At 63.2% G+C, this 17,824-nt stretch carries 14 protein-coding genes; 6 read left to right on the top strand and 8 right to left on the bottom strand.

What is annotated here, in order from left to right:
- Positions 1–8 precede the first annotated feature (8 nt).
- The gene (locus MFF34_RS23940) at positions 9–482 is read left to right on the top strand and encodes a YMGG-like glycine zipper-containing protein (protein ID WP_085273138.1); all 474 of its coding nucleotides are present in this window, start codon (positions 9–11) and stop codon (positions 480–482) included.
- Positions 483–518: 36 nt separating this feature from the next.
- On the opposite strand, the gene MFF34_RS23935 is transcribed toward MFF34_RS23940, so the two are convergent.
- Positions 519–1,424, bottom strand: coding sequence for a LysR family transcriptional regulator (locus tag MFF34_RS23935; protein ID WP_027596219.1), 906 nt, complete (start codon positions 1,422–1,424; stop codon positions 519–521).
- A gap of 500 nt (positions 1,425–1,924) precedes the next feature.
- On the opposite strand from MFF34_RS23935, the gene MFF34_RS23930 reads away from it, so the two are divergent.
- On the top strand, positions 1,925–2,311 hold the full coding sequence (locus MFF34_RS23930) for a VOC family protein (RefSeq protein ID WP_027596218.1): 387 nt from the start codon (positions 1,925–1,927) through the stop codon (positions 2,309–2,311).
- An 83-nt stretch (positions 2,312–2,394) separates the two neighbouring features.
- Positions 2,395–2,964, top strand: a complete 570-nt coding sequence (locus MFF34_RS23925) for a hypothetical protein (protein ID WP_238216826.1) — start codon at positions 2,395–2,397, stop codon at positions 2,962–2,964.
- A 134-nt stretch (positions 2,965–3,098) separates the two neighbouring features.
- Here the strand turns inward: MFF34_RS23925 and MFF34_RS23920 are convergent, their stop codons facing one another.
- The gene (locus MFF34_RS23920; RefSeq protein WP_238216824.1) at positions 3,099–4,778 is read right to left on the bottom strand and encodes an MFS transporter; all 1,680 of its coding nucleotides are present in this window, start codon (positions 4,776–4,778) and stop codon (positions 3,099–3,101) included.
- A 200-nt stretch (positions 4,779–4,978) separates the two neighbouring features.
- Between MFF34_RS23920 and MFF34_RS23915 the strand changes: the two genes are divergently transcribed.
- Complete coding sequence (locus MFF34_RS23915) at positions 4,979–5,662, top strand: helix-turn-helix domain-containing protein (RefSeq protein WP_238216822.1); 684 nt, start codon at positions 4,979–4,981, stop codon at positions 5,660–5,662.
- Here the strand turns inward: MFF34_RS23915 and MFF34_RS23910 are convergent.
- From MFF34_RS23910 to MFF34_RS23895, 4 genes are all read right to left on the bottom strand, one after another.
- Complete coding sequence (locus MFF34_RS23910) at positions 5,645–6,535, bottom strand: sterol desaturase family protein (protein WP_238216820.1); 891 nt, start codon at positions 6,533–6,535, stop codon at positions 5,645–5,647. The two genes, MFF34_RS23915 and MFF34_RS23910, sit on opposite strands and share 18 nt — an antisense overlap.
- A 119-nt stretch (positions 6,536–6,654) precedes the next feature.
- The gene (locus tag MFF34_RS23905) at positions 6,655–7,434 is read right to left on the bottom strand and encodes an alpha/beta fold hydrolase (RefSeq protein ID WP_238216818.1); all 780 of its coding nucleotides are present in this window, start codon (positions 7,432–7,434) and stop codon (positions 6,655–6,657) included.
- Complete coding sequence (locus MFF34_RS23900) at positions 7,431–7,850, bottom strand: VOC family protein (RefSeq protein ID WP_238216816.1); 420 nt, start codon at positions 7,848–7,850, stop codon at positions 7,431–7,433. Before MFF34_RS23900 ends, MFF34_RS23905 begins: the two co-directional genes overlap by 4 nt.
- 68 nt (positions 7,851–7,918) lie before the next feature.
- The gene (locus MFF34_RS23895; protein WP_238216814.1) at positions 7,919–8,845 is read right to left on the bottom strand and encodes an alpha/beta fold hydrolase; all 927 of its coding nucleotides are present in this window, start codon (positions 8,843–8,845) and stop codon (positions 7,919–7,921) included.
- A 185-nt stretch (positions 8,846–9,030) separates the two neighbouring features.
- On the opposite strand from MFF34_RS23895, the gene MFF34_RS23890 reads away from it, so the two are divergent.
- Positions 9,031–13,911, top strand: coding sequence for an NEL-type E3 ubiquitin ligase domain-containing protein (locus MFF34_RS23890; RefSeq protein ID WP_238216813.1), 4,881 nt, complete (start codon positions 9,031–9,033; stop codon positions 13,909–13,911).
- Between the two features lie 7 nt (positions 13,912–13,918).
- Here the strand turns inward: MFF34_RS23890 and MFF34_RS23885 are convergent, their stop codons facing one another.
- Complete coding sequence (locus MFF34_RS23885) at positions 13,919–16,390, bottom strand: UvrD-helicase domain-containing protein (RefSeq protein WP_238216811.1); 2,472 nt, start codon at positions 16,388–16,390, stop codon at positions 13,919–13,921.
- 221 nt (positions 16,391–16,611) lie between these two features.
- Between MFF34_RS23885 and MFF34_RS23880 the strand changes: the two genes are divergently transcribed.
- Positions 16,612–17,310 (top strand): pirin family protein, encoded by a 699-nt coding sequence (locus MFF34_RS23880; protein WP_027596211.1) that lies wholly within the window; start codon positions 16,612–16,614, stop codon positions 17,308–17,310.
- 224 nt (positions 17,311–17,534) lie between these two features.
- On the opposite strand, the gene MFF34_RS23875 is transcribed toward MFF34_RS23880, so the two are convergent.
- Positions 17,535–17,824, bottom strand: a 290-nt coding sequence (locus tag MFF34_RS23875; protein ID WP_238216809.1) for a transporter, incomplete at its 5' end; no start/stop codon positions are given.

Raw genomic sequence — 17,824 nt, 5'->3', positions numbered from 1 at the left:
GGTGTGCCATGCGTTCGCTCACATGGAGTTACCTGCTGGTGCTGCTGTGCACAGCACCTGCCGCCCAGGCGCAGTCAGTGGTACCACTGAAAGGCCAGAGCAGCCAGCAGATGCAACTGGACATCAATGATTGCAATACCGTCGCCACCAATGCCGCGAACAGCGCCTCGACATCCAGCGATGCCCACGTCGGTGGCCGTGTACGCGGCGCGGCGGCCGGCGCGGCTGCAGGTGCCGTGGGTGCGCAGGTTCGCGGCAATCAACATGAAGAGCTGTACGACCGGGCCAGCGACGATGCCAAGCAGCAATACCGGCAAAACCGCGCCGGTGAAACCGCCGCCGCCGGTGCGGCAGTGGGCGGCATGCGCCAGCGCCAGGATCGCCGCCAGGACCGGCGTACCCAGGGCGAAGCGCAGAGCTCGGCCCATGCCAGCGCGTACAGCGGTTGCCTGCAAGGCCGTGGGTACCAAGTCAACCCTTGAGCCTCTGCTACTTCAAGGTCAGGTCGGCGGCAGACACTAGAACTTGGCCAGTTCTTCCCGGCAAAACTCGACGAACAGTTGTGCCGGCTTGGTCAACTGAACCCGCTTCAAGCGGGCTGCCGCCAGCCCCGACAGCGCCACAGGTTCGGCAATATCGACCATCGCCAAGCGCTGCCCATCGTAGGTGCATTCCGAATGTGGGCGGGTCACCAACAGCGAAAAACCGAACCCCTGCCCCACCATCCCACGCACCATCTCGATCGACGGCGAGCTGAAGACGATGTTCGGGGTCAGGCCCATTTCGTTGAACAGGCTGACGAAGTAGGTCCGGCTGGGCGCCACGTCCAGCAGAATCATCGGCTCGGGGCAGAGATCGCGCAGCGAGACCTGGCTTTGCCCGGCAAAGCGGTGCTTTTCGGGCAACAGCACATAGGGTTTTTGCGGCGGCATCAGCGGCTCGGCCTCGATGGTGCCGTCCAGGTCGTGGTCGTAGAGAAACGCCAGGTCGAAGGTGCCGGCGGTCAGGCCCTGAATGAGGTCCTGCTGCTCGCCATCGCGCAGGCGGATGTCAACGCCAGGGTAGCGTTCGCGAAAGCCGGCGATCAGGCGCGGCAGGTACAGTGGCGCCACTGTCTCGAAACAGCCGATGTCGATTTGCCCGGCAACGGTGTCGTTATCGGCTAGGGCGTTCTGCTCGAACTCGTGGGCCATCTGTAGCAGCGATTTGGTCTTGGCGTAGAAGCGCTTGCCGCTGGGTGTCAGCGACACACCTTGGGCGTGGTGGCGGATGAACAGTTGCACGCCGAAGCTTTCCTCCAGGCTTTTGATGGCCGTGGAGATCGAAGGTTGGGCGATGTAGAGCTGGCGCGAGGCCTCGGCGACACTGCCAGCCTCCACGGTGGTGACGAAGTACTTGAGTTGTCGCAAGGTATAGGAAGCCACAGGCACCTCTCCGGCGCCGCCTGGGCGCGCTGGTATTTTGCCTGTCACTTTAACGTGGCGCCTGGCTGCCGGGGGATTGGGTGATGAAGGATTTACCTATGGCTTGAGTATGTTTTTTAGTGGGGGGCGCCATGCGCCCCCCGTTACGCGGCTCACTCAAAGGGAATGTTCGCTAACACGCACTCGTCACCGACGTGCTTGTAGCCTGGTGCACAAGGCGCAGGGACTACAGGGGCTACACCTCGGGTACGCCACGATACGGTTTTCTGAGTTACCACTTCCTCCACGTGCTCGAGGTGATCAAGGGATGGCGATTCGTTCTTCGGTTCATCTTGCATGGTCATTTCTCCGGTTTATGTGAATTGCCCATTCAAGCTACAACCTGCTCGCGCCCATACCCACCTGGAAATGCCCCAGCCCCTGCACACTGAAATGAACCCCGGCGCTGCCCAAAAGGTCTTTAATGAAAGTGGACAAGTCCCAAAAAACGGTGTGCGCCTATGAAGATCGTTGTCACCAGTATTCTTGTCGACGACCAGGCCAAGGCCTTGGCTTTCTATCACTACGTGCTCGGCTTCATGCCCAAACATGACATCCCCCTGGGCCGGCACCGCTGGCTTACCCTGACCTCACCCCACGAGCCAAACGGCGTCGAGCTGCTGCTGGAGCCTGATGCCCACCCTGCCGCCAAGGTTTACAAGGCTGCGCTCAAGCAGGACGGCATCCCCGTCACCTCGTTCGGCGTGCGCGACATCCAGGCTGAATACACCCGTCTGTGCGCGGCCGGCGTGCAGTTCACCCAACCGCCCACGGCCGCAGGGCCGGTCACAGTGGCTGTGTTCGACGACACCTGTGGCAACTTGATCCAGATCGCCCAGAAACACTAACGGCCCCCCGCCTGGCGGGCACCCGTGGCCCGCCGTCCGCTATAGTTGCCTTTGCTTACTTGCGCAGCCAACAAGGAAAACAAATGCGCCACGAATTCAGTGAGGTCCTCAACGACCTGATCGATTACTTCCTGGTCGGCGACATTCAGTTGCTCGAACGTTTCAAGCAAGACAACGACCTGGCGGACGACCTGGCCCATGCGTTCACCCATGACGACAGCGGTGACAAGGCGGTGCGCGAAGGCGTGGTGCTGCCCATTGCCGGCATCGATAACCTGCCCTACCGGATCATCTTCACCCTCGATGGCCACACCCCTGCCCTGCGTGAGCCGGGTAGCCGCCTGAAGCATCAGCGTTCCGGCTACGTACTGCGCGTTGAGCACCGCGCGTTGATGCTGTACACCTGGCGCATCCTGCAGCACTTCACCAACAAGGCCCTCGGCGATCTGCTGGCACGCTACCAGGCGCCTGGGCGGCCGATCATCGAGCTGGACAATGGCTGGTATGACGTGGAGGTGCTCGGCGGTGCGGTGGTGCGGGACGGGTTGTACGAGCCAGCGTTCGAGTTCGTATTGAAGAAGCGCTGGAGCCGCAGGGAAGCCACCGGGGTGGATACCGGGTATGCCTTCACCCTGCGGGGGTATTTTGACTGAGGCAGGTCACACACGCTTCGGTTGGAGCAGCCTTGTGCTGCGAAGAGGCCGGGGAATAGCAACGGAGATCTTCGCTGCTATCACCGGCCTCTTCGCAGCACAAGGCTGCTCCTACACGGGTTTGATGGCCTGACTCAGGTGTGGCTGATATCGCGGTCCTTGGTCTCCGGCATGAAGAAGATCCCCAGCACCGCCGTCATCAGCGCAATCACGATCGGGTACCACAAGCCGTAGTAGATATCCCCGGTCGCCGCCACCATGGCAAACGCCACAGTCGGCAGGAAGCCGCCGAACCAACCGTTGCCGATGTGGTACGGCAGCGACATCGAGGTATAGCGGATGCGCGCCGGAAACAGCTCGACCAGCCAGGCCGCAATCGGCCCATAGACCATGGTCACGTAGATCACCAGGATGGTCAGCAGCAACAGCACCATCGGGTAGTGAATCTTCGCCGGGTCGGCCTTCTCGGGGTAACCCGCCTCCTTCAGCGCCCCGACGAGGGTGGCGGTGAAGGCATCGCTCTGCGTCTTGAGGTCGGCGGCGGCCAGGCTGCGGCCATCAAAGCTTGGGATCACCCGCTCGCCAATCCGGATCTGCGCTACGCTGCCGGGCTCGGCCTTCTCGTTCGAATACGGGATCGCCCGCTTGGCCAGCAGGCTCTTGGCGATGTCGCAGGAACTGGTGAATTTGGCCTTGCCCACCGGGTCGAACTGGAACGCGCACTGGCCAGGGTCAGCCACCACCACGACCGGGTTCTGCTCCTGGGCGACGAACACGTCCGGGTTGCCGTACTCGGTCAGCGCCTTGAAGATCGGGAAGTAGGTCAGCGCGGCGATGATGCAACCGGCCATGATGATCTTCTTGCGGCCGATGCGGTCCGACAGGCTGCCAAAGATGATGAAGAACGGAGTGCCGATCAGCAGCGAACCTGCGATGAGCAAGTTGGCAGTCTGCGGGTCGATCTTGAGCGTCTGCAACAGGAAGAACAGCGCATAGAACTGCCCGGTGTACCACACCACCGCCTGGCCGGCGGTGCCGCCGAGCAGCGACATGATCACCACCTTGAGGTTTTCCCAACGGGCGAACGACTCGGTCAACGGCGCCTTGGACGCCTTGCCCTCGGCCTTCATCTTCATGAACACCGGCGACTCGTTGAGCTGCATGCGGATGTACACCGAAATGGCCAACAACAGGATCGACAGCAAGAACGGAATGCGCCAGCCCCACGCCTCGAACGCCTCGGTGCCCATGGCCGTGCGGCAGGCCATGATCACCAGCAGCGACAGGAACAGCCCCAGCGTCGCGGTGGTCTGGATCCAGGCAGTAAAGAAGCCACGCCGGCCCTTGGGTGCATGTTCGGCCACGTAGGTCGCAGCGCCGCCGTATTCACCGCCCAGTGCCAGGCCCTGCAACAGGCGCAGGCTGATCAGGATGACCGGCGCCGCCACACCAATCGACGCATAGCTGGGCAACAACCCGACCAGCGCCGTGGACAGGCCCATGATGACGATGGTGATCAGGAAGGTGTGCTTGCGCCCGATCAAGTCGCCGAGGCGGCCGAACACAATGGCCCCGAACGGCCGCACGGCAAAGCCTGCGGCAAACGCCAAGAGGGCGAAGATGAACGAGGTGGTTTCATTGACGCCGGCGAAGAAGTGCTTGGCGATGATCGCGGCCAGTGAGCCGTACAGGTAAAAGTCGTACCATTCGAACACCGTGCCCAAGGATGATGCGAAGATGACCTTGCGCTCCTCCCGGGTGATACCGCGTTGGGGCGCGCTACTGCCCGTGGATGCGCTGTCGAGAACCGCCATGGGTTGCCTCCGTCTTGTCGTTATCGCAGGCCGGAGTACCTCACACCCATTTCACCGTCGCACCCAGGCCCTAGGGCTTGCATTGGTTGCGCGAAGCACGACGAGGCAGGCCGCCTCGAATCGCAGCAAGGTATCTGAAGCATAATCGGCTTTGCTGGGATATCCACTCGCCTTGATGGCGAGCGGCCACAGGGGGATGCATGAGCGAACGGACAATGGGCTGGCAAGGCGAGATCTGGCTGGGCAGTGATCATTGCCTGCTGGTAAGTACCCTCGGTACTACCGACAGCCATGTCCACTATGCCCATCAGGTGCTGGTCGCCCTCGACGGCGAGGTCGAGGTACAGCTTGGCGATCAGTACCACAGCGGCGCGCTCGTCATGATCCCTTCGCAGCAACCGCATGCGATCATCAGCCATGGCGTGCCTTGCCTGACGCTATTCGCCGAGCCGCTTGCCTTCGGCCTGGCCGACCTTGGCCAGGCTTGCCGGCAAGCCGATAACCACCCTCAGCGCCTGGCCGAATACCTGCGGCAATGGCCGCGCCGGGCCCTCGACCCTCGCCTGGCAAAAGCGCTGCAACGTGTGCGTGCCCTGGGCGACCAGGCGCTTTCGGCACGTGAACTGGCAAATACCGCGGCCTTATCGATCAGCCAACTGGAGCGGCTGTTCAACGGCGCACTGAAATTGTCGGTCCGTCGCCTGGTGCTATGGCAGCGCCTGCGCGTGGCGTTGCGCCTGGCTCTAAGCGGCGTCAGCCTCACAGACGCCGCACTGGCTGCGGGGTTTGCCGACTCTGCGCACTTTGCGCGTAGCGTCCGCCGCCAGTTCGGGCTCAGCCCCAGCACCGCACTGCGCCAATTGCGCTTACGAACGCTCGCCTAACGCCGAACGCAGTGCCGCAGGCAGTACCGCCGGCGGGTGGGCGTCGCCTTCGGCCCACGGCGCACGCAACTGCGCGAAATAGGCCTGCGGGTAATCGGGGCGGTCGCCAATGCCCATGTCATCGTCCGCCATTGCATAGCCCGGCAGGTACAGGGCCGTACCGAGCAGGCGATCCCACAGCGGGAAGAACAGCGCGAAGTTGACGTCGCCGGCGCTGCCATACTTCAAGTGGTGCAGCCGATGCACCGGCGCCCAGGCGAACACATGGCGTAGCCAGCCGATGCGCATGTCCACATTGCTGTGCTGCAGCAGCAATTGGATAGACACGCTGAAAGCCAGCAACAATGCCACGTCCCAAGGCAGGCCGACCAACAACAACGGCAGCGTGCCCGCCAGGGCTTCAAGCAGTTGGTGCAGGGGGTGTTTCATCAAGCCATTGAAACCGTACAGACGGGTGACACTGTGGTGCACCGCATGCAAACGCCAGAGCAACGGGCTGCGGTGGCTGGCGTAGTGCACCAAGGTAATCCCCAGGTCGGCCACGGCCATGGCCAGCAGCAACTGCAACGCGAGCGGCCACTGCGCAGGCCACAGGCCCGTCATCGGTAGCCAACCGGCCAGCAACGGAATGGTCGCCACACTGCCGATGTTGAGGCATTCGTTGACCAGGGCATGGCAAAGATCTCGACTGCCCTCGCCTTGAGGTTGGTTCCAGGCTGCCTTGTACGGGAACAACCGTTCACAGGTGAATGACAGCCCGACAGCGGCGGCCAGCAGCAGAAGCAACCCTAAGGGGCTGGCATGACTGGCGAGCAGCCAGAGCGCGGCGCTGATGAAACCGAAAAAAAAGACCGGGGCATAGAGGGTACGCATGGGTGACTCCAGAAAGGTTGGAGTCGCCAGTGTTCAGGCAAGTGCCGGGTGAGCGCTTGAACGAACGGCGCAGATGCGCACTGTGTGCATTATTGAAGATCATGCATCTGACCTGAAATCTATCGCAGAAAGCGCCCAACCTCCGCCAACACCCCATCGGCCTGTTCCCGGTGCGGCACATGCCCGCAGCCCGGTATCAGCCGCAACACGCCGGGGCCCGAAATAAGCGCGACAAGGCGCTCGGGGTGAGCCTGGGAGCCGAATTCATCGTTATCACCGTGCAGGCTCAGCAAGGGGCAATGTACCTGCGGCAACAGCGCATCCAGGCTCCACTCGGCGAAGTCTTCACTCAACCAGTTATCCACCCACGCACGCAATACCCATTCGGCCTTGTCGCCATGATAACGGCGCAGCCGCTGCAACTGCCCGGGCTCTGCAAACTGCAGATCCGCCGCACGAATACCCTCCAGCGTCCGTGCTTCGACAAAGGCTTGGGCGGACTCCGTGATCAGCCCCTGGCAATGGTCAGCGAACGCTGCCGCACACCCCACCGCCATACCCCCGCCCACACTGTGGCCAAAGACAATGAAGGCGTCGATATGCAAGTGTTCGCGCACCGCCGCAAAGCCCTGGCGCGCTTCGGCCTCGACAAAGCCCAGACGCAACCGGGCGGGATGCGCGTCGGAGCGACCGAAACCGAGCCGGTCATAGGCGATTACCCGGTGCCCGGTGCTGCGCGCCAGTTGCGCAGGGAAGTTTCGCCACAAGGCCACACACCCTAGCGAATCGTGCAACAAAATGATGGGAGCACCCTGCGCCTGCGACGGCGACCACTCTTGGGCGAACAGCGTGCCTTGGGCCGTGGCGATCCAGTGCTCGCGCGTCTGCAAACCCGTCATGACGCCTCCGGCACCGGCCCTTTGAGCTCGACCTGGTTGCCATCGGGGTCGAAGCAGTACAACGACGGCCCTTCACCCTCGGCACCGTAGCGTTTCTCGGCAGGCTCCACCCGCACACCCTTAGCGCGCAGGTAAGCGGTCAATGCCGGCTCATCGAAGGGGTCAATACGCAGGCAGAAATGATGCAGGTTGCGCCCCTCTGCGCCCGGCGCGGCGCCACCCGGCTGCCCCAGCACACCGTCCAGTGTGACCAGGTCGATCATGGCAGTGCCCGTCGCCAGGTGGACCATGCCCAGGTCTTCACGCACCTTGCTGACCGTGCAGCCCAGCACGTCCACATAAAAGGCGAGGCTGCGTGGCAGGTCGCTGACCCGCAGGACGAGGTGGTCGATGTGCTTGATGGCGAACGGTCGCATGCCGGGGACTCCTTGTGGCGTGTGCGCGAGGGTCAGACGCCACCATAGCTCACTATTCGGCGTGCTCGCTACTCATTGACCAAGCGCTGTAACTGGCCACCTTCATGACGTGCCAGCAGCCGCAGCAACTGATCGACCAAAGCCCGGTCCGGTGCCTCAAGGTGGAAGTGGTGCCCGCCAGGGTGCCATGAAACCCGCGCATGGCCAGGCAAGGCCGCTTCACGCTGGGCGTACGCGCTGCCGCTAAAGGCCCCTTGTCGGCCGAACATCAGATACAGCGGGCATTGGATCTGGCTGAGCAGGTCACAGGCTTCTCGCTCGGTCAACGGCATGGGTTCGGGCAGCACCAAGCGTGGATCGTGGCGCCAACAATAGCCGTCGCCTACCTGCAGCAGGTCACGACGGGCCAGCAACCGCGCAGCGTCCTCGGACAGCTCACCGTCCAAGCGCTGGCGGCGCTGCTGCAAGGCCGCTTCAATCGTGTCGAAGCGGCTCGCGTCGGGTTCACCGAAACCCTGTAGCTGGCTGCGCTGGACCATCCGCTTGAGCCGGTAGGAGCGCGCCAGATGCTGCACGCGGTCATACTCCGCGACCGTGAACGGCGCGCCCATGCCATCGAGGAAGGTCATGCTGGAAATGCCGCTGGACAGGGCGGCGAGCAACGAGGCGATACCGCTGCCCATGCCGTGGGCCAGCACGTGGAAGTGCGCCAGGCCGAGGCTGTCGACCACCGCTAGCATGTCCTCGGCATGCTCCCAGAGGTAATAGCCGCTGTCGTGGCGACGATGGCTGGAGCGGCCGTGGCCGACCAGGTCCGGCGCCACCACGAAACAGCCGTCGAGCAACGGCCCGAGCCGATCGAAAGAGGCGGCGTTATCCAGCCACCCATGCAAGGCCAGCACCGGGATACCGTCTTCCGACCCCCAAGTGCGTACCGCTATTTCAATACCGTCGAGGTCAAGCAAATGATCCTTGGGACCGCACAGCGAACGCATAGAAGCTCCCCTTGGCTGCAAACCGGCCGCCATGGCCTACCCCACCCTCTCGCAGATGCACCTGCACTGCTGGCCCCTCACCGACCCGTACATGCGCGAGACCGACTGCTGCCGGCAATTATCTACCGCCCCTCGGCATCCGGATAAGGGTCGACTATCGCCTCCATGCTCAAGAGGTCGACACCATGACAAGCACCCCACCCTTACATCACGCGCAGATCACGCGCACGCTGCCGCTATGGAGCAAAGCCCTGCACCCCGGCCATGCCGAACGCGTCGTGCAGCGGGTACGCAAGGATTACCTGGCGGCCGATGGCACGCCTTACAGCTGGTACGCCAGCGCCGAACCCGAGCAGCGCCTGCAACTGCGCCGGTTTGTCGAAACCCGCGACAACTGCCTCGCTCAGCTCCATCAGGCACTGTCAGGCTTCAAAGGCATCATCGAATTCTGCCAACCGCTGCTGACTGAGCGCTTGGGCCTGAACGTGGCGGTGGACCAGGCCCAGTACGTGTTCCAGCCCTTCGAGCTCACCAACAACCCGTGGGTCGGCGTGCCCGACCCACAATACCCGCTGGTGCCGGAGCAGCCGGTAGATGTGCTTGCAACCCGCCCCGTCGGCGCGCCGCAACCGCGCAGCTTGCTGGAAGCCGCCCTGCACAACTTCGAGGGCCTCACGGAAGTCGGTGCCTATAGCCGGCTGACCCGCGCCGCCGGCGATGACGCCCTCTTGCAGGGCCTGAGCCTGGCCAGTTTCGTTCAGCAGTGCCGGGCGCTGGACCTGGGCCAACAGTACCAGGGCCACCTGCAGGCGACCCATGAAGGCGCGAACCGGCTGGAGGTCGAGCGCCTGTCGATTCAAGCGAGCCGCGAGTGCTTGCGGGTGCAGGCGCAGGTTGCCTGGCTCAAGGGCTTGCTGAGCGAACGCGGACGCACCGCGCTGATGCAACTGTGCAGCAATGTCAGCGCACCGGCCTATGGTGAACACAGGCTGCATTGCTGGCGTTTCAGCCTGTTCGGTATCCCTCTGCACGAAATAATGCTTATCGGGCCTGATGAGCCACGTCAGAGCAACCCTTGCATCCTCTACATCCCGGACGACAGCGAGCACTCAGTGCGCGAGTTCGCCTCGGTCCAGGCGGTTGGGCAGTACCTGCGGCACAGGCTGCAGCGCAGCGAATTCCGCCGTGCATTGCTGCAGTTCGCCTACAAAGATCGGCAAGTGGAACTGTCGGCCAAACTGGAACATATGCTGTTCGAAGTAGATGGGACCGGCAACCGCTCGCTGCGCCGCAATCCGCTTTTGCACATTACCCCTTCGCCTTTGGGCAATGCGCCCTGGCCGACGTTGTACAGAGCGCACCTGGCACGTATGAAGGCCGACGCCAAAACCATCGCTGTGCCCACCGCCGAGGTTGACGCCAAAGCGCGTAACACGCGACTGCAACATTGGTTCGAACTGGGGTTGAACGTACTCAACGTCGCCGCGTTCTTCGTCCCGGGTTTGAACACCGCCATGCTCGGGGTATTTGCCTATGACCTGATGAGTTCGGTGTTCACCGGTTTCGAAGCCTGGGAGGAAGGCGACACCGCGCAGGCGCTGCAGCAGGTGCAATCGTTGGCCATCAATGCCGCAGTGATCGCCGGGTTCGCCGCCGGCGCCAAGGTTATCCAGGCGTCCGGTTTCGTCGATGCGCTGAAGGCGGTGTGGCAGGAAGACCGCGAACTGCTGTGGCACCCGGACATGGCACCGTATGCCAGCAATGTGATGCTTGCTGAGGGTGCAAAGCCCGATGCGCTCGGGCTTCATCAACACCAGGGCAAGGCCTACATGGCGCTGGAGGGCACCCTCTATGAAGTGTTCCAGGACCCTGAGCAGCACTGGCGCGTGCGTCACCCCGACACCCCAAAGGCCTATGCGCCACACGTGCGGCCGATCGGCGATGGCCGCTGGCAGCTGGCCCATGAACACGCCCACGAATGGGACGACATGAAGCTGCTGCGCCGTCTCGGCCATGGCAGCGACGGGCTGGACGATGTGGAATTGCTCACCGCCCTGCGCAGCACCGGCACCGATACTGCCAGCCTGCGCCGTGCCCATGCTGCCGGCTTACGCCCCCCTGCATTGCTGGTCGACACGCTGCTGCGCCTGCAATTGGACAACGAAGTGGGCACCCTCATAGAACACGTACGCCACGGCCTGCCGCTCGCGGCCCACAAAAACTATGCGCTGCCCGAACTGCTGAACCTACCGAAGTGGCCGCAGGATCACGTGCTCAAAGTCTTCGAAGGCCCAGAGCCGTGGGGCAAGGCAGTGCGCTATGGGCCACCCGTTGCACCGGGCCAGATAGAGATCGAGATCACCCGCTCCGATCTCGACACCGGCGCACTGAGCCAAACGGTGCTGGCGCAGATGGCCGAGCCCACAGTGCAATTGATGCTGGGCGACACCCCACACGCACAACGCGCTTCGGTACTGAACAACACGCTCGCTGAGCGTCTGGCCAACCGCCGCGAGGCGATGTTCGACAGTATGCAGCAAAGCCGCCGTCAACCGCAGAGCCCAGCAGCGCAGACCCTCGCCCGCCAGTTCCCGGGCCTGCCGTATAGCGCCCTCGACGAAATCCTCGGCAATGCCAACAGCACTGAACGTCAGCGCCTGGCGGCAGGCCGAGTGCCTCTGCGCACCGGCGAAGAGGCGCGCCTGCTGCAAGCCCGCACCAGGCTGGATCGGGCCCTCATCGGTCTGTTTCGGCACAGCCTGGGCAACGCTGACAGTCAACGATTGCAGCAGGCCTTGCAGGCCGAACACCCAGTTGCCACTGCGGCCGAACTGCTCGAGATCGCGCTTGCCGATCGGCAGCACTGTGCCGCCCTGCTGGGTCAGCAGCCGATCAAACCGGGGTTCCGCTCGCCCCTTCGACTGGCCAACGGCAGGCTCGGTTACCCGCTCAGTGGCCGAGGTCAAACGGGGGCGGCAGCGCGCCGTTTGCGGGCGCTCTACCCCGAGCTCGACAATGCACAAATCAGCGCGTTGCAGAGCGAGCTGGCAGAGGCCGGCGACCTGGGCACAGCGATCAACAGTCGGGAAGCCGAGCAGCGTACCCTGGACCGTGATCTCGGCCGCTGGATCGAAACCGCGCAAGACCTGGAAGATCGACGAGGCCGCCAGCAATGCGCCGAGCGCCTAATGAGCGCCTGCCGCCGTGAAGGCGGGGAACAACGCAATCTGTTATGGCTGGAGCGTATTCACATGCGCGAATTGCCAACCATCACTGCCGCCATGCCGCATATCCACGAATTGCGGCTCGACGGCTTGCGACTGGAACGCCTGGAAGGCGCTTTTCTGGCCAACTTCCCTCACCTGCAGGCATTGGACGTGACCAGCAATCCGCACATGAATGCCGAAGCCTTGTTCGAGGCGCTGAGGTCTGCTCCCAGGCTGCGCGATCTGAACCTGACCGGCAATGCTCTGCGGGCCCTCACACCTGCGGCTCAACAAGCCATTGGCGCAATGCCGGGCCTGCGCATTCTCAATCTGCGCCGTAATTTTCTGGAACTGGATGACGCCAGTTTACAGTTTTTGAGCCGTCTGCGCCTGGACGCGCTGGGCCTGGGGAACAATCACATCACCTTGGATGAAAGGCTTGCCGCACGCTTCCAGGACATGGTCCACCCACTCGTCTTGCACCTGGATTTCAACCCGCTACAAGTCGCTCCCGACCTGCGCTTCATGGCCCGCCTCAGCCACCTCAACCTGCACCGCTGCGACCTGCAGCAATGGCCCGAAGGCCTGACCACCCTGATGAGCCAGCCGCAGTACCGGCTGCGCCACCTTGACCTGTCTTTCAATCGCATCCACAACGTGCCCGACCTGCCTGGGGTACTGCGTACACCGTTTGCCCGAGATGTCTCAGCGCGGTTGCCTGAACGCCGCTGGCTGTTCAACTACAACAACTTGGAGGCCGAAACACGGACACGTCTGGGCGCCAGTGGCGTCAACGTTTTTGAACACGCGGGGACGATGCCCGAGTGGCAAGCGTTCTGGCGCAACACGGCGAGCGACGCCCAGGAGCAACTTTGGCGCGACCTGTTCGAGCAGGGGGAGAACAACGACCTGCAAGGGGTCTTGGAACGCCTGAGCCAATCCGCTGAAGCACAGCGCGATGCGCAGAGCCTGCGTAACCGTGTTTGGGCCTTGCTGGAAAAAGCGGCGGGGGACAGTGCGCTGCGCGAACGCCTGAACACAGTGGCCCAAGACTTCCCGCCCACCTGCGGGGATGCCGGAGCCGACGCCTTCAGTGCCCTGGAGATCGAAGTGCTGGCCTACGAGGCGGCGGGTGGCGCCGGTACTCGCCCTGGCGAGTTGCTGGCGCTGTATCGCAAGCTGTACCGGCGCGATCAGGTCAACCAGTTGGCTGACCGCATCAGTGTCCGCCGGTCGCTACGCAAACAGGCGCTGCAGGCCCATGTATTCGACGAAGCACTGCCGCCTCACGATGTGCTGGATGACCCCGCAGCGTTCCCCGACGGTGAATTGCAAAACGGCCTGGTGGACGATATCGAGATTCGCCTGGCCTTGCGCCAGTCCCTGGCCGAGCCGCTAGACTTCCCCGAGCCCAGCCACGGCATGCGCTACCGTGACACGGCCCAAGTCAACCAGGTCATCATCAACAGGGTCGAGGCCGCCGTGCGCGCCCTTGACACCGACACCAATGCCCGGCTGCAATGGCTTATCGAGCAGCCGGGGTGGGTAAGCTACCTGAAGCGCGAGTATGCCGCGCAGTTCATGTTGCTCACCGACTTCTGGCGACAGGGGCACGACTACCTCTTCTACTGCCTGGATGAAACCCAGGAAGCCGTTACCCGCCTGGACAGTTCGGTGATCAGTGCGTTGACCGACACCCTCCCAACGTCGCCCGTGGACAATCAAGGCAACCTCCAGCGCGTGCCGCTCAACGATGGGCAGTTCGACAGCGCCATGCGTGCATTGACCGCCGAACAGCAAGCGGTGGAGGCGGGGTTGCTGGCCAGCCTCACCCGCCAGGCGCAAACCCTGGGCGGTTAAACCGCCCTCACTGCCCGCGCAGGTCTTCGAAGAAGGCCTGCCGGCCATCAACCTGGCTCGACGCACGCGGCGCCGCCGGCGCTTCGCTGTTGGCCGCTTCCACGTGCCAGTAGCAGTGCCTGACCGCACGCGTGACCGCAACATAGGCCAAGCGCTGTACTTCTTCCTTCTGCGCGGTATCGAATGCCTGGGCATCACCGGCCTTACCCAGGCCGGCCAGGCGATAGACCTGGTTCTTGTAAGGCGAGCTGGTCAGGTACTGGCAGTCACCAAGCATGAACACCGCATCGGCCTGCAAGCCTTTGGCGCTGTGGTAGGTCAACTGCCGCAGCCGGCGTTGCTCGGCCGGCAGTGCTGCCTCGGCGTGTAGCACGGCCTGCAGGTGGTCGTTCATCAGGGCTTTGTCGCTGCCCTTGCGGTACAGCATCATCACCGTCTCGCCCCGTTGATAATGTTCGATCAGGGTCTCGCCCAGCGCGGCCTCGTCGCGATCGAACACCTTGACTGGCGAACCCGGCAACTCGGCTGCCGGGCCACTGGCGCGGGCCTTCTTGCCGGTGATCGCGGGCGTGCCCTTGACCAGGTATTCCGCCGCATCGATGACCTGCTGCTGGCACCGGTAGTTCTCGACCATCATCACCCGCGTGTTGGCCGGTGACATAAAGGCCTTGGTGAACTCCATGAAGTACTTCGGCGAACTGCCGCGCCAGCCATAGATCGATTGCCAGTCGTCACCCACGCACAACAGCGACGAATGCTGGGCATTACGGCCGGTGTGCATCGACGGCCCACGCCGGCGGATCTCGGCAAGGCAGGCACGCAGCCAACTGACGATTTGCGGCGAAACGTCCTGGAACTCATCGATCATCAAATGCGCCAGGGGCCTGAGCAATGGGTCGGGCAGCAGTTGCAGGTTTTCCGGGTTGTTCTCGCTAAACAGGGCAAACATGCGGTTGTAACTCATCACTGGCGGCGACTGGTCCAGCAGGTGCGCCTCCAGGGCCTTCCAGTACAGCGCCAGGGCTTCGAAGAACAGGCCGTCGCTGTCGCCTGACGGGAAGCTCATCGCCGCCACGGCGCTGTTCACATCAAGCCCCAGGTTCTCGATGAAGTTGGCGGCACCGACAAAGGCGTCGAGCAGCGGTGCCGGGGCTAGTTCGCCCTTGACCTTGTACTCGAAACCGGGGCCGGCCACCGCATCACCGGCCAGGGAGGCCGCCAGGCGCCGCGCGGCCGCGTAGTTGTCCAGCCAGATCAGCGGTTTGTCGCAGAAGGCCTGCAGAAGGGTGCGCTTGACCGCCCACTCGGCACGCACCGCCAGCTTGGCGCCAGGACGCTGGTACTGGGCGCTTTCCGCGGGGTCGAAACCCAGCACCACCCAAGCCCCCTGCCCCTCTAGGCGGCCATGCACGTGGAAGCGGCTACCACGGATTTCGACCGTGTCGCGGCACGGCTCGATGCCTTTGATCGGCCAGGCGCCTGCGGCGAACCACAGGTCTTCGATGACATCGCACAGCTCTTCGTCGCGCTGGGCGGCCAACTGGGTCACCTGCGCACGCTTTTGCACGTCCGGGTGGCTAGGGTCCAGCGGCTTGAGCTGCAGCGCTTCGCTGCGCAGCAGGCCAATAAGTTCGGCAAAGCGCGGGTTATCGCCCAGCAAGCTGCTGTAGCAAAGGTTCAGCTGTTGGCGCTGCGCATCGTTCAGGCGCAGGTCGAACGGGTTGCTCTCGGCTTCGGCCTCGCGACCCGCCGGCATCTCGTTGCCCAGTGTCTCGAACGCGCGCACCTGGCCAAAGCCTGGCAGGCTGCGCACCAGCGGCAAGATGCGCGAATGGAAGGTGCGCACCAGCTCGCGGGCCAGCGCGGGCTGCAGGTCGATCTGCCACACGGCGAACACCTGCAGCAGGCGTTTGATGAAGTCTTTGCGCGATTCACGGGTGAAGGTGACCACGGTCATCGCGTCCAGCTCGTAACCCAGGTAATGGCGCAGCAGCAGAATGCGCAACACCAGCGAGGTGGACTTGCCCGCCCCTGCCCCCGCCACCACGCAGGTGGACGGCGTGTCGCTGAAAATCAGCTTCCACTGGGCCGCGCTGGGTTGCGCCTCGGCGGGCAGGCGCTGGGCCACATCGGCCTTGAAGCGCTTCTTCAATTCGGCGGTCAACGGCAGGCGCCAATCGTCAAAGAGGTAGTCGTCCTGGCCGGGTACGGCGGCGGTGTCAGGGCGGGTATCGCGGATGACCAGCACCTGGCGCCCCGCCTCGTACCCTTCCACACGCCCGCGCTCGAAGCCTTCGCGCACCCCGTCGGCATGGCCACTGCGCTGGCCTGTGGCGTGGCCGAGGAACCAGGAGTCGCGATGCTGGGCTTGCAAGCGGGTCAGGCCTCGCCCCAAAAGGCGGGCGGCCAGGCGGCGAAACCACGGTAACTGGGCAGGTGGGGTCAGGTCGGCAGGCGCCTGGGGATGCTCGTGGACCACGGTCACTCCGATGGAATACAAAATCAGCGTGCCATGTTCGCCGCATCCACCAAAAATCACCAGCGAATGCTTGCAGATCAGTGGATTAGGCGATGAAACGGATAAAAATCCGCAGCCTTAAAGATCTATCAATTCGATTCTTATTAGTCGATATTTACGCTTATTTTCGATCTTTCTTTGTCGCATCATGGCGTCATTCCACTGATTCAAGGAGCACGACCATGCTGCAACTGCGACCGTTCGAAAGCCTCGGCCACGCCAACCACGGCTGGCTCGATGCCCACCACCATTTCTCGTTTGCCGAGTACTACGACCCTGCTCGCATGCACTGGGGCAACCTGCGGGTCTGGAACGATGACCTGATCGCCGCCGGCAGCGGTTTCCCGCCGCATCCGCACCGTGACATGGAAATCATCACCTACGTCCGTGAAGGCGCGATCACCCACCAGGACAGCCTGGGCAACAAAGGCCGTACCGAAGCGGGTGACGTGCAGGTGATGAGTGCAGGCTCCGGCATCGTGCACAGCGAGTACAACCTGGAGGACGTCGATACGCGGATCTTCCAGATCTGGGTAGTGCCTGAGCGAGTGGGCGATGCGCCGACCTGGGGTACCCGCCCTTTCCCCACCGGTGAGCGTGGCGAAGGCTTCGTGACCCTGGCCAGCGGGCGTGAAGGTGACGAAGACAGTTTGCAGATTCGCACCGATGCCCGGCTGGTGGCCGCGACCCTGCGTGCAGGGGAAAGCGCCGAGTACCGCTTCGATGCCGGGCGCCGTGGTTACCTGGTGCCGGCCAAGGGATTGGTAGAGGTCAACGGCCTGCAGGCGAAAGCGCGCGATGGGGTGGCGATCGAGCAAGAGGACGTGTTGCGGGTGACGGCCATCGAGGACAGCGAGATCGTGCTGGTGGATGTTGCCTGAATCGATTGCCTGCTCCCATAGAGCAAAACTTAACGCATTGAGCTAGCAGCGACTCTGTTGGAGCAACTGTCTTGCTCATTGATTTAGCGGCGACTCTGTGGGAGCGGGCTTGCCCCGCGAACACCGGCGAAGCCGGTGCCATGCACCGCGTAGCTTCATTCGCGGGACAAGCCCGCTCCCACAATGTGAACTGCCCCCAAGAGGCTGGGCAGTTTCCCTAAAAGTCAAAACGGCAACGTCAGCTTCACCCAATACGCGTCCCCTTGGGCGCGGTTACGCACTTCGGTCTCCTTCGACCATTTCGCCGTCACAAACCACCCTTCCTCGCCGCTGTACTTGATCGACGGCCCGATGGCAAAGCTACGCCCTTTGTTATCTTCAATACGTTCGCCGTCCTGGCGGTCGTCAGTCGTCTGGCGGTAGTAATAACCACCTACCCCCAACACCCACCCGTTGCCCAGCCCCCACCCCACCGCATAGTCGACATGAAACTCCTGCCCAGACCGGTAATCGG

Origin of the sequence: Pseudomonas sp. PAGU 2196 (assembly GCF_022179005.1) — a bacterium.
Classification (GTDB): domain Bacteria; phylum Pseudomonadota; class Gammaproteobacteria; order Pseudomonadales; family Pseudomonadaceae; genus Aquipseudomonas; species Aquipseudomonas kermanshahensis.
Note: the sequence above shows the minus strand (reverse complement) of the source record. Positions and strands in the feature narration are given on the sequence as shown.